This is a genomic window from Streptomyces viridosporus (genome assembly GCF_002078235.1).
GTDB lineage: Bacteria > Actinomycetota > Actinomycetes > Streptomycetales > Streptomycetaceae > Streptomyces > Streptomyces viridosporus.
Window position 1 is genome coordinate 423 of the sequence record NZ_MSGP01000793.1, and the last position, 217, is coordinate 639.

Consider the following 217-nt stretch of genomic DNA (forward strand, 5'->3'; position numbering starts at 1 on the left):
ACGGTGCTCACCGAGCGCTCCTCCCCTCCGGTGCTCGCCTCCCTGGCCCGCGCGGGCACCCCCGTCGGCATCCTGATGCGCCGCTGGGCCCGGTACCGGCACGGCCTCGACCTGCCCCACTACGCCGTCTCCATCGTCCGCGGCCGGGGCATCGACGCCAACGCGCTGCGCTGGCTGGCGGAGCACCACGACCCCCGGGACGTCGTCTTCGTCGACG

At 75.6% G+C, this 217-nt stretch carries 1 protein-coding gene; it reads left to right on the forward strand.

The window, feature by feature from the left end; translation table 11 throughout:
• Positions 1 to 217, forward strand: a 217-nt coding sequence (locus B7L92_RS43285; protein ID WP_255311349.1) for a cysteine protease StiP domain-containing protein, incomplete at both ends; no start/stop codon positions are given.